The following is a 12,287-nucleotide window of genomic DNA, read 5'->3' as shown; positions in this document are numbered from 1 at the left end:
GGGCACCTTTTTGAAGGGTGCCCCTTATTATTTTTCGCACGATTCGAGAGTAAATAAAAATATATCGACGATTTTTTCGATATATCTATCATAACTTAAAATATATCAACGATTTTTCAAATATATCGACGATTCGACAAAGGATATCGACTTACCGACAAAAAAAGACAATATAATCAAATCCACTCAGCTCCATGATCACGAATAAACTTCATATCTTTTTCATAATGCTCTAAATGTCCTTCATCAATCATTCTTTGGAAATTTACGTCGCCTTCGTTTGCTTTTCTTTTCATATAAATGTTGTCAGATTACATTTTAACACGTAGAAAAAGGAATAAAGTGGCATTCGAAAGATTTGTTTATTTTTATTCAAATAAGATATTGATAATTGCATACGTGATTTAATTTGTCAGTTATTTTCAAAAAAGATTGTACATTTTATTTTAATGTGCTATGATAATATCAGTTGAATAGTTAAATTAAGCAATCCATATATTATCAAGTGCTGAAAACGAACGAGAAAAAGTATGTGAGAACTAGTTTATGTTTCGTATTTGATAATGTGTGGATTCTTTTTTTAGATAGGAAAACTAAAAATTTAAAAAAATGTATTTTCTTAGGAGGAAATAATTATGGCAGTAACAGGACAAGTAAAATGGTTTAACAACGAAAAAGGCTTCGGTTTCATCGAAGTTCCAGGCGAAAACGACGTATTCGTACACTTCTCTGCAATCGAAACTGAAGGTTTCAAATCTTTAGAAGAAGGTCAAAAAGTTAGCTTCGAAATCGAAGAAGGTAACCGTGGACCTCAAGCTAAAAACGTAATCAAACTATAATTTTATAGTTGATGATGGAAAAAAGGGTGGCTAATGCCATCCTTTTTTTAGGTTGTGGAGAAAGTTTCCCCAGAGCCTGTTTTTTATATCTAAATCTCTTTTTCTATGTTACAACGGGTGAAAAATTATCTGGAATGCGTATTAGTTTCTGTAGAAGAATTAGTTCAGCAAGAGCATTTGCTGCGTATGATAGTAAATAACTATAAATTTGTATTCTCTGTTGAAATAGGGAAAACTTTTCCAGATAGACCTTGAGTATCATCTTTTTTGTTAGCATTGTTGTTAGAATTTTGTTCGTCTTGAGATGATGTTTCTAACATTTCTTCTTGCTCCTTACTAGGGGTATTCAGAGCATCTGATGGGACGCTATTAATCTGTTGGCTTAATAGATTTTTTTTCTCCATATTATACAGCTCCTTTTTGGAATTAGATAAAAAACGAATGTAATCATAAATAATCACTTACATATTTTGTGTTTTGAAGTGGAATTATATACAAAACTTATATTGCAGATTTAACGAGTTAAAAAGTTGCTAGTGATTTATAAAGGTGAAGTTCTTAATAAAAATGGGTAACACGTACAAGTACTTTTTAACGTAGTGGATAATTTTTTATATGTAATAATATTAGAAAATAAAGGGGATACAGGGACACTCGGAAGAAAATATGAAAAAGAGTAAAAGGCTTTCCAAAATAGAAAGCCTTTTACTCTTCTTTTTCAACTTTTTTCTTCGCGCTTTTCTTACATTCAGAGCATTTCGATTTACGAAAAGGCTTTGCAAAAAATAATAGAATGAAAAATAAAGCGAATATAATGCTAGCTGAGTTGTTCACGATCACAATGCTGCTATTTTTCATGTGAATCGTTGGTTGCATTTCTTTTTCTTTCATAGTGGACCTCCATATATTGGATTTTTATTTTAATTATAGCAAAGTTAATTGTCTTAATGATGCGGAATGAGGAAGTAGTTGTAAATATTTATAGGTAGTATAAATAGATTTTGTATAGGTTTATTATTATAAAAATAATATATTTTTATTTTATAATTTAAAAGGTATTTGACAAATAATAAAGTATTGTAAAAAAGCGGAATCTGTAAGCCATTTCCTTTTCATAGATGCTAAAATTATACATGCAGCTGCTAATATAAATAGAAAAAAGGAGATAGTGGAATATGGAAAGTAAAGTAGAACGCTACGTCGAAAACTATGTTGTAAATAAAAATACAATGGCCTTACTTCCTGTAATTCTCAGTGAAAAGAAAATTGTTACGCGAGTTGTTGAAGTGCAAGACTCTTTTTTCGTATTTCAAAAACCTCTAGATATTATAGAAAGAAGTTGTCGCAAGCATGGTTCTAGTTTTTTAGGCAGAAAAGAAGGAACGAAAGAGTTAACTCACATTACACATAAAGCACCAATTGCAATTAGTCCGACCGATCAACTTTATTTTTTCCCTACCTATTCGTATTCTAGAAAAGAGTGCGCGTGGTTATCTCATTTTTATATTGAAAGCAATAAAGAATTAAAAGATGGAAACCTTATTATCCGATTTATAAATGGCTTTGCTGTGAAGTTAGAGATATCGAAAACTAGTTTTGAAAATCAACAAAATCGTACTGCGAAATTGCGAACGGAGTATGAAGATCGTAGAAAAAAACAAGGGAATCCTTGCTTTAAAGAGGTTGATCAAAGGGATGAATCAACATTAAGACCAGCTTATGAGAGAGTGTATGTTGTTAGAGAAGAGGATGTATGAGAGGAAAAGGATGAGGTGACTCATCCTTTTTGATTTCATTATATATACAGTTTACGCTGTAAGATTTATAAACAAAATGAGAGAATGTAAAAGCTTTTGTTCTCGAAGGGTTCAAGATAATATATAATTACAATATAATGGGAAAATTATACATATTCACTATAGTGTGAACATACAGTATATTTTTTCATCCTGTATAAAAAGGAGATGGTATGTTGAAAAGGAACCTGTTATTTTGGGCGCAATATATTCTTGCTTTGCCTATATTTTTTCTTACATTTGTGTTTACTAGTTTCACTGGTAGTCAGTTGATGATAGGCGCTGATAAACGATATTTTGTTTTCACACCTCAAAATACGACAGATTATAGTCAAATTAGTGAAATTGATAAATTGCTATTTGCTTTTTCAATTCAACCGTTTGTCACTATAGTATGTTTTCTGTCAATCGTGTATGTACTGACACTTATTGTCTTTCAAATTATTGAATGTAAGAAGAAAAGAAAGATATTACATAGCCTGCAATATATGATTCTTATACCAATTTTTCTTTATTTGTGGTTAGGAACGATGGAATTTTCCGCAGTTAATTTAACGTGGATAGATAACTGGAAAGATTATCTTATCTTCACTCCTGCAACTATAACGAATGAAGAAGATATATATATGATTGATAAATTTTTATACAAATTTCGAATGGTACCTATTCGGAGTACATTATTAATACTATCTTTCTTACATATGTTAATACTTATCGTGATTGACAGTGTACGCTTGCTAAAAAAATTGCTTGTAAGAACTAGCCATTAGAGGATTGTTTGAGGGTAAAATAATCATCCGTCGCTACCTATATGAAAAAGACTAATTATTACTTTTTGCATTTTCTTCTTTCTCATAAAATGTAACCATTAAGCTATAATCGGCGCGTGTTATTTAAAATAACTTCACGTCCTGTCGAATATTGATAGATTATCATAGCATAATAATGAAGGAATTCTCATGAAAGATATGGAAACTTAATAATTACATCTCCATATGTCGTATCTACCATTTCCTCTTTCATATAGGCAATGATACAGTAGAGGTAGTACTTAGAGTAAAGGGGTAAAGTGTAGAATGGATTTTCAGACGATCAAAGAGTATTTTTCACCAGAAAATATGGATCATATTGTTGAAAGCTATAAAGCGTTCGGACCACTTCTTGGTATTGGGTTACCGATGATAGAGGCGTTAATTCCAGCATTGCCACTTATCGTATTTGTACTGGCGAATGCTGTTGCATTTGGATTTTGGCTCGGTTTTCTTTATTCTTGGCTTGGATCAGTAATGGGTGCCTTACTTGTCTTTTTCATAATCCGCCATTTTGGCCGAAGTCGTTTCTTTTCTTTTGTAAATAAGCATGAGAAAGTACGAAAGGCAATGGGGTGGATTGAAAGGAAAGGGTTCGCACCGATTTTCGTCATATTTTGTTTTCCGTTTACACCATCTGCGCTTATAAATGTTGTTGCTGGTCTATCTCGCATTAGTGTAAAACAGTTTGGCCTTGCGCTCGCGTTCGGAAAGCTTGTGATGATTTTTATTTTAACGTATATCGGTCATGATTTAATGTCATTTATTCATAATCCGGTGAAATCAGTCATTGTAGCAATTGGTATTTTTATTTTATGGTATGTCGGTAAGAAAATCGAAGTAAAGTTAGAACTACATTAAGAATAGTCTTCTTTGTAAAGGAAAGCTTCATTATTAAAGGATAAGGGGAGAAGCGGATGAAGAAAACTTTGAAAAAAGAAGGCATAGAGTGGATACGAACAATTTTAATTGGTGTATTATTAGCTGTATTTTTTCGAACGTTTTTCTTTTCAACGTACGTTGTAGAGGGGAAATCAATGATGCCGACATTGCAAGATGGCAATATGCTCGTTGTAAATAAGGTGAGTTATCAAGTGGGGGACTTGAATAGGTTTGATGTTGTTGTATTTCATGCGAACAAAAAAGAGGACTACGTAAAACGAATTATCGGTTTACCTGGGGATCATATTGAATATAAGCATGATAAACTATATATAAACGGACAATTCGTGGATGAACCTTATCTAGAGAAATATAAGAAAGAGATAAATGGACGACAACTAACAGGTGACTTTACGCTAGAAGAGTTAACGAAGGAAAAAACGGTGCCACCTGGATATATTTTTGTAGTAGGTGATAACCGCCTCGGGAGCTGGGATAGTAGACATTTTGGTTTTGTAAAAGCTAATACAGTTGTCGGTAAAGTTGATTTACGATATTGGCCAATTCAAGAGGTGCAAACGAATTTTTCAAAAGGTTGATATAATAGGTAGAAGTATAGAAAAAGACAAACTACTCCGTTTGTCTTTTTTCGTGTCCTATAATACAATTATAGTAGCAAACTAACGTTCGTTATGTAAGTGAAAGGTGGGGTTACATGTCACTTCGATTTGTGATTGGTAGAGCGGGAAGTGGAAAAAGTACACTTTGTTTACACGAAGTGCAAGAAGAGTTAAAGCAGCGTCCAAGAGGGGAAACAATATTATATCTTGTGCCAGAACAGATGACATTCCAAACGCAGCAGGCGTTAATTGGTAGTGAGGATGTTAGAGGTTCTATTCGGGCACAAGTTTTTAGTTTTTCACGATTAGCGTGGAAAGTATTGCAAGAAGTTGGCGGAGCGAGTCGTCTTCACATTGATGAAGCGGGCGTACATATGTTACTTCGTAAAATTGTAGAGTCTCGTAAAGATGGATTATCGGTATTCCAAAAAGCAGCGGAGCAAAATGGTTTCTTTGAACATCTTGGCAGTATGATTGCGGAGTTTAAACGATATAACGTGACGCCATCAAACGTATATGAAATGTGGCAACAATTAGATGCACATAGTAGCAGTGCTGAACAAAAGCTATTAGCGAATAAAGTGTATGACTTACAGTTATTATATGATGATTTTGAACGTGCTTTAATCGGAAAGTACTTAGATTCAGAAGACTATCTGCAATTGCTAGTGGAAAAGCTTCCGCAGTCTGAATATGTAAAGGGAGCTGAAATTTATATAGATGGCTTCCATTCGTTTTCACCGCAAGAACTAGAAATTGTAAGACAGCTTATGATTTGCGGTGCGAGAGTGACAATTACATTAACGATAGATGAAAAAACGTTAGCGCAGCCAGTAAATGAACTAGATTTATTTTATGAAACGATGTTAACGTATGAAAAAATAAAACAAGTAGCGCGTGAAGAGAAAATAGAAATTGAAAAAACGATTCCGCTTATGGAACAACCGCGTTTTCATTCTCCAGCATTAGCGCATTTAGAAGCTCATTATGAAGCGCGTCCGAATGAGAAATTTAACGGGGAAGCAAGTGTAACGATTCATACAGCCGCGAATTTACGAGCTGAAGTAGAGGGCGTTGCTCGTGAAATTCGTAGACTTGTGGCAGATGAAAACTATCGTTACCGAGATATTGCGGTTCTTCTTCGTAACGGGGAAAGTTATTACGATGTAATGCGGACTCTATTTACAGATTATAATATCCCGCACTTTATCGATGAAAAACGCCCGATGTCACACCATCCGTTAGTAGAATGCATTCGTTCTGCACTCGAGATTATTAGCGGGAATTGGCGTTATGATGCAGTGTTTCGCTGCGTGAAAACAGAGCTTTTATATCCACTAGACGTAAGAAAAGAAACGATGCGCGAAGAGATGGATGAGTTTGAAAACTACTGTTTAGCGTACGGTGTACAAGGAAAGAGATGGACTTCTGAAGATCCATGGATGTATCGTCGCTATCGTTCTCTTGACGATACGGACGGGATGATTACAGACAGTGAACGTGAAATGGAAGGGAAAATAAACAGGCTGCGTGACGTTGTAAGAACGCCAGTTATTCGTATGCAAAAAAGACTGAAGCGCGCGGGAACGGTTATGCAAATGTGCGAAGCTGTTTACTTATTTTTAGAAGAGCTTGACGTTCCGAAAAAATTAGAAGCATTACGTATTCGTGCAGAAGAGAGCGGAGATTTCTTATTTGCGACAGATCATGAACAAGTATGGGAAGAAGTAATGAGTCTTCTTGATACGTTCGTTGAGATGCTTGGCGAAGAAAAAATGTCACTTTCTATGTTCACAGACGTTATGTCGACAGGTCTTGAGGCGCTTCAATTCGCAAACATTCCGCCGTCATTAGACCAAGTGTTAATTGCGAATATTGATCGTTCTAGATTATCAAATGTGAAAGCAACATTTGTCATTGGCGTGAATGAAGGTGTGATTCCAGCAGCACCTATGGATGAAGGTATGCTTTCTGATGAGGAAAGAGATGTTCTTAGCGCTGCAGGTATTGAACTCGCACCAACGACGAGACAAACTTTATTAGAAGAACAGTTCGTTATGTACCAAATGGTAACGAGAGCAACTGAAAAATTGTATATTTCGTGTCCGCTTGCAGATGAAGAAGGAAAGACGTTACTTGCATCTAGCTTTATTAAGAAAATAAAAAGAATGTTCCCTGATGTGAAAGATACATTTATTACGAATGATGTAAATGATTTATCACGTTCGGAACAAATTTCATACGTAGCAACGCCAGAAGTAACATTGTCATATGTTATGCAGCAACTTCAAACGTGGAAGCGATATGGATTTGAAGGCAACTTAGACTTTTGGTGGGATGTATATAATTTCTACGTTACTTCAGATGAATGGAAGCAAAAAAGTAGCCGCGTATTATCAAGCTTATTCTACCGAAATCGTGCGCAAAAGCTAAGTACAGCTGTAAGTAGAGATTTATACGGAGATAAAATAAAAGGAAGCGTTTCTCGTATGGAATTATTTAACCGTTGTGCGTACGCTCATTTTGCGCAGCACGGTTTATCGTTAAGAGAGCGTGATATTTTCAAACTGGATGCGCCAGATATCGGAGAGCTCTTCCATGCAGCGCTGAAGAGAATTGCAGATAGGCTATTACGTGAAAATCGTACTTGGGCGGATTTATCAATAAAAGAGTGTGAGCATCTTTCTGCTGTAGTAATAGAAGAGATTGCACCGTTATTACAAAGACAAATTTTATTAAGTTCAAACCGTCACTTCTATTTAAAACAAAAACTACAACAAATCATTTTCCGTACGTCAATCATTCTTCGTGAACATGCGAAGTCTAGCGGTTTCGTACCAGTTGATCTAGAAGTGCCATTTGGTATGGGCGGTACAGGATCACTTCCGCCAATGGAATTCTCCTTACCTAATGGTGTGAAGATGGAAGTAGTTGGCCGTATTGACCGTGTTGATAAGGCAGAAGATGAAAAGGGAACATTCCTACGTATTATTGACTATAAATCAAGCTCAAAAGCGTTAGACTTAACGGAAGTGTATTACGGATTAGCACTTCAAATGTTAACGTATTTAGATGTTGTTACTTCAAATGCGCATACGTGGATGAAAAAAGGCGGCACGGCATCACCAGCGGGTGTATTGTATTTCCACATTCATAACCCAATTGTGGAGGTAAAAGGTGACGCATCTGAAGCAGAAATTGAAAAGGAAATTTTAAAGAAATTCAAAATGAAAGGTCTCGTACTAGGAGATGCTGACGTTGTTCGTTTAATGGATAACAAACTTTCAACAGGAAGCTCTGATATTATTTCTGCTGGTCTGAAAAAAGACGGTAGTTTTAGTGCGCGTTCAAGTATTGCCAGTGAACAAGAGTTTAACGTCCTGCAAAAATACGTACACCATACGTTTGAAAATATCGGGAAAGACATTACAGAAGGCGTTATTGATATTGCTCCTTACAAAAAGGGGAATAAAGCGGCATGTACGTTCTGTAACTTCAAATCTGTTTGTCAGTTTGATGAATCACTTGAAGATAACCAATTCCGTACGCTAAAAGATATGAAAGATAGCGAAGCGATGGAGAAAATTAGAGAGGAGGTTGGCGGAGAATGATAGAAAATTGGCCTAAAAAACCAGAAGGTAGTCAGTGGACAGATGACCAGTGGAAAGCGGTTGTAGCGAACGGACGTGATATTTTAGTCGCGGCAGCAGCAGGATCAGGGAAAACAGCAGTATTAGTTGAACGTATTATTAAAAAGATTATTAATGAAGAAAACCCAGTCGATGTCGACCGCCTGCTCGTTGTAACATTTACGAATGCAGCGGCGCAAGAGATGAAAAACAGAATTGGGGAAGCGTTAGAAAAAGTATTAATTGATGAGCCGGGCTCTCAGCACATTAGAAAGCAGCTGAGCTTATTAAATAAAGCTTCCATTTCAACGATCCATTCATTTTGTTTACAAGTTATTAGAGGATACTATTACATGCTTGATGTTGATCCTCGTTTCCGCATTGCCAATCAAACAGAAAATGAACTATTAAAAGAAGAAGTGTTAGATGACATATTAGAAGAAGAGTATGGGATAGAAGATAATACGATATTCTTTGAACTCGTTGATCGTTATACGAGTGACCGCAGTGACGATGATTTACAACGTATGATTTTAGCGCTTCATACAGAATCAAGAGCGCATCCAAATCCGGAAAAATGGCTCGATAAATTAGTAGAAGCATATGACGTCGAAGGAAAGACAATTGAAGATTTAGTGTACGCTTCTTACTTATTAGAAGATGTGAAATTTCAACTTGAAACAGCGGAACAGCATATTCGTAAAGCGACAGAGCTCGCAATGCTTCCTGACGGTCCAGCGCCTCGCGTTGAAACGCTGCAAGCAGATTTAGTTTTACTTGGAACGTTATCATCAGCTGCTCGTGAATCGTGGACAAGCGTGTATGAAGCGATGCAAAACGTATCGTGGCAAACGTTAAAGCGTATTAAGAAAAGTGATTACAACGAGGATGTTGTAAAACAAGTAGACTCTCTTCGTAATAAAGCGAAAGATGAAGTGAAAAAATTACAAGAAGAGCTATTTAGCCGTAAGCCTGAAAGTTTCTTACGAGATTTTCAAGATATGCATCCTGTATTAGAAAAGCTTGTTCAGCTCGTAAAAGTATTTACAGAACGTTTCCAAACGATGAAGCGAGATAAAGGAATGGTCGATTTCACAGATTTAGAGCATTTCTGTTTACAAATTTTAAGTGAACAAAGTGAAAATGGTGAAATGAAGCCATCAGCAGTAGCGCTTCAATATCGCAATAAATTTGCTGAAGTATTAGTCGATGAATATCAAGATACGAACTTCGTACAAGAATCGATTATTAAATTCGTAACGAAAGATTCTGAGAGTGAAGGAAACTTGTTCATGGTTGGTGACGTGAAGCAGTCAATTTATCGTTTCCGACTAGCAGAACCAGGATTATTCTTAGGGAAGTATAAACGTTTCACGCAAGAAGGATTAGGCGGCGGAATGAAGATTGACTTAGCGAAAAACTTCCGTAGTCGTCATGAAGTGTTAGCAGGTACAAACTTTATTTTCAAACAAATTATGGGCGAAGAAGTTGGGGAAATCGATTACGATGCTGACGCTGAATTAAAGCTAGGTGCTAGTTATCCAGAAGGTGAAGATGTAGCAGCTGAACTATTGTGCATTCAGCAAACAGAAGAAGAAGTAATAGACGGTGAAGAAGGTGCGGAAGTAGAAAAAGCACAGCTTGAAGCACGTCTTATGGCGCAGCGCATTAAAGCGATGGTTGATTCAGGTTATGAAGTGTATGATCGTAAAACGGATAGTATGCGTCCTGTACAATACCGCGACTTCGTTATTTTACTTCGCTCCATGCCGTGGGCACCGCAAATTATGGAAGAGTTAAAATTGCAAGGAATTCCAGTATACGCTGATCTTGCGACTGGTTACTTTGAAGCGACAGAAGTAAATATTATGATGAACGTATTCCGCGTTATTGATAATCCGATGCAAGATATTCCGCTTGCAGCAGTACTTCGTTCCCCAATCGTTGGATTAAATGATGAAGAACTTGCAACGCTTCGTGCTCATGGGAAGAAAGGATCGTTTTATGAAGTAATGAGCTCATTCTTAAAAGGGGCACCGCTTGAAGAAGAAAAAGAACTACATGATAAATTAGAGTGGTTCTATAACTTATTACAAGGATGGCGTGAATTTGCGCGCCAACAGTCTCTTTCTGATTTAATTTGGAAAGTGTACGGTGAGACAGGTTATTATGACTTTGTCGGTGGTTTACCAGCTGGAAAGCAAAGGCAAGCAAACTTGCGTGTACTATATGACCGCGCAAGACAATATGAAGCAACATCGTTTAGAGGACTATTCCGCTTCTTACGCTTTATTGAGCGTATTTTAGAACGCGGTGATGATATGGGTACGGCGAGAGCTTTAGGTGAACAAGAAGATGTCGTTCGCATTATGACAATTCATAAAAGTAAAGGACTTGAGTTTCCAGTCGTATTTGTCGCTGGACTTGGTCGTCGCTTTAATACACAAGACTTAATGAAGCGTTTCTTACTGCATAAAGACTTCGGTTTTGGTTCGCAATTTATCGATCCTCGTAAACGAATTAAATATACGACATTATCACAACTTGCAATTAAGCGTAAAATGAAAATGGAATTAATTGCGGAAGAAATGCGCGTCTTATACGTAGCGTTAACACGTGCAAAAGAGAAGTTAATTTTAATTGGAACGGTTAAGGATGCAACTAAGGAAATGGAAAAATGGCTGGATGCGAGAGAGCATAGTGAATGGTTATTACCAGATCATATACGTGCCGGAGCGTCTTGCTACTTAGACTGGATTGCACCTTCCTTATATAGGCACCGTGATAGTGAAATACTTCTTGAATTAGGACAAGGAAGTGTTCCAGATGAAATTTATGGGTATGACACTAGCTGGAAAGTAGAAGTTGTTGACGGTAACACGTTACTCGCGCCAGAACCGGTTCAAGAAGAGAAACAAGAATTGTTAGAAGCACTTCGTGAGAAAAAGGCCGTTCCCCTGCAAAGTGAACGGAAAGAAGAGGTGTACGATAGATTAATGTGGAAGTACGGATATGAGGAAGCGACATCTCATCGTGCGAAGCAATCTGTTACAGAAATAAAGAGAAATTATCAATCTGAAGAAGGTAGCGATAATGCCTTTATTAAAAAATTACGTGCACCAATTAGGACACGTCCTCGTTTTATGGAGAAAAAGGGATTAACATATGCAGAGCGCGGAACAGCAGTACATGCCGTTATGCAGCATGTTGATTTGAAGAAGCCGATTACGATTGAAGTTCTTCAAGAGCAAATTGCTGGAATGGTAAATAAGGAATTATTAACATTTGAACAAGCAGAAGAAATAGCGATTGAAAAAGTAATTTCATTCTTTGATAGTGACCTAGGTAAAAGGGTATTAGCGGCGAAAAGTGTTGAGCGTGAAGTACCATTTACGATGATGCTTGCAGCAGAAGAAGCATATCAAGATTGGCAAGGGAAGAGCGGGGAATCCATTCTTGTCCAAGGGGTTATCGACTGCATGATTGAAGAGGAAGATGGCATTACGTTAATCGACTTCAAAACGGATACGATTGAAGGGAAATTCCCAGGTGGATTCGAACAAGCGAAACCAATTTTAGAAGAGCGATATAAAGTCCAGCTTTCGTTATATGCAAAAGCGCTTGAGAAAAGCTTACAACACCCTGTGAAAGAGAAATGTTTATACTTCTTTGATGGTAATCATGTTATAAAAGTTGAGGAATAGAGGGGCTT

At 36.6% G+C, this 12,287-nt stretch carries 9 protein-coding genes and 1 pseudogene; 7 read left to right on the top strand and 3 right to left on the bottom strand.

Translation table 11 applies throughout. The features are described from left to right. Window positions 1-176: 176 nt before the first annotated feature. Window positions 177-299: pseudogene (locus ACTFNE_RS17390) on the bottom strand (aminoglycoside phosphotransferase); the annotation flags it as partial. A gap of 336 nt (window positions 300-635) precedes the next feature. Here ACTFNE_RS17390 and cspA point away from each other — a divergent pair. Beyond that, window positions 636-839 carry an RNA chaperone/antiterminator CspA gene (cspA, locus tag ACTFNE_RS17385; RefSeq protein WP_000301522.1) on the top strand — a complete coding sequence of 68 codons (204 nt, stop codon included), beginning with the start codon at window positions 636-638 and terminating at the stop codon, window positions 837-839. Between the two features lie 200 nt (window positions 840-1,039). Here the strand turns inward: cspA and ACTFNE_RS17380 are convergent, their stop codons facing one another. Next, complete coding sequence (locus tag ACTFNE_RS17380) at window positions 1,040-1,243, bottom strand: hypothetical protein (RefSeq protein ID WP_270706010.1); 204 nt, start codon at window positions 1,241-1,243, stop codon at window positions 1,040-1,042. Between the two features lie 301 nt (window positions 1,244-1,544). Then, on the bottom strand, window positions 1,545-1,730 hold the full coding sequence (locus tag ACTFNE_RS17375) for a hypothetical protein (RefSeq protein ID WP_000659565.1): 186 nt from the start codon (window positions 1,728-1,730) through the stop codon (window positions 1,545-1,547). Window positions 1,731-2,014: 284 nt separating this feature from the next. Between ACTFNE_RS17375 and ACTFNE_RS17370 the strand changes: the two genes are divergently transcribed. From ACTFNE_RS17370 to addA, 6 genes are all read left to right on the top strand, one after another. Beyond that, window positions 2,015-2,596: a competence protein ComK gene (locus ACTFNE_RS17370; protein ID WP_000444431.1), complete on the top strand. Its 582-nt coding sequence runs from the start codon at window positions 2,015-2,017 to the stop codon at window positions 2,594-2,596. A gap of 212 nt (window positions 2,597-2,808) precedes the next feature. Then, window positions 2,809-3,405 (top strand): DUF4306 domain-containing protein, encoded by a 597-nt coding sequence (locus tag ACTFNE_RS17365; protein ID WP_046198617.1) that lies wholly within the window; start codon window positions 2,809-2,811, stop codon window positions 3,403-3,405. Window positions 3,406-3,711: 306 nt separating this feature from the next. Next, window positions 3,712-4,305 (top strand): TVP38/TMEM64 family protein, encoded by a 594-nt coding sequence (locus tag ACTFNE_RS17360; RefSeq protein ID WP_000347516.1) that lies wholly within the window; start codon window positions 3,712-3,714, stop codon window positions 4,303-4,305. Between the two features lie 56 nt (window positions 4,306-4,361). After that, window positions 4,362-4,925, top strand: coding sequence for a signal peptidase I (gene lepB / locus ACTFNE_RS17355; RefSeq protein WP_000751901.1), 564 nt, complete (start codon window positions 4,362-4,364; stop codon window positions 4,923-4,925). A gap of 116 nt (window positions 4,926-5,041) precedes the next feature. Next, window positions 5,042-8,557: a helicase-exonuclease AddAB subunit AddB gene (addB, locus tag ACTFNE_RS17350; RefSeq protein WP_270706011.1), complete on the top strand. Its 3,516-nt coding sequence runs from the start codon at window positions 5,042-5,044 to the stop codon at window positions 8,555-8,557. Beyond that, window positions 8,554-12,279 carry a helicase-exonuclease AddAB subunit AddA gene (gene addA, locus ACTFNE_RS17345; protein WP_270706012.1) on the top strand — a complete coding sequence of 1,242 codons (3,726 nt, stop codon included), beginning with the start codon at window positions 8,554-8,556 and terminating at the stop codon, window positions 12,277-12,279. Before addB ends, addA begins: the two co-directional genes overlap by 4 nt. Window positions 12,280-12,287 lie beyond the last annotated feature (8 nt).

Source organism: Bacillus cereus group sp. MYBKT111-2 (assembly GCF_051915205.1).
In the GTDB taxonomy this organism is placed as follows: Bacteria; Bacillota; Bacilli; order Bacillales; family Bacillaceae_G; genus Bacillus_A; species Bacillus_A paranthracis.
Note: the sequence above shows the minus strand (reverse complement) of the source record. Positions and strands in the feature narration are given on the sequence as shown.

Bases quoted from the DNA above. Each gene is read 5' to 3' on its own strand.
- cspA (WP_000301522.1), top strand. From the start codon at position 636: ATGGCAGTAACAGGACAAGTAAAATGGTTTAACAACGAAAAAGGCTTC.
- ACTFNE_RS17380 (WP_270706010.1), bottom strand. From the start codon at position 1,243: ATGGAGAAAAAAAATCTATTAAGCCAACAGATTAATAGCGTCCCATCA.
- ACTFNE_RS17375 (WP_000659565.1), bottom strand. From the start codon at position 1,730: ATGAAAGAAAAAGAAATGCAACCAACGATTCACATGAAAAATAGCAGC.
- ACTFNE_RS17370 (WP_000444431.1), top strand. From the start codon at position 2,015: ATGGAAAGTAAAGTAGAACGCTACGTCGAAAACTATGTTGTAAATAAA.
- ACTFNE_RS17365 (WP_046198617.1), top strand. From the start codon at position 2,809: ATGTTGAAAAGGAACCTGTTATTTTGGGCGCAATATATTCTTGCTTTG.
- ACTFNE_RS17360 (WP_000347516.1), top strand. From the start codon at position 3,712: ATGGATTTTCAGACGATCAAAGAGTATTTTTCACCAGAAAATATGGAT.
- lepB (WP_000751901.1), top strand. From the start codon at position 4,362: ATGAAGAAAACTTTGAAAAAAGAAGGCATAGAGTGGATACGAACAATT.
- addB (WP_270706011.1), top strand. From the start codon at position 5,042: ATGTCACTTCGATTTGTGATTGGTAGAGCGGGAAGTGGAAAAAGTACA.
- addA (WP_270706012.1), top strand. From the start codon at position 8,554: ATGATAGAAAATTGGCCTAAAAAACCAGAAGGTAGTCAGTGGACAGAT.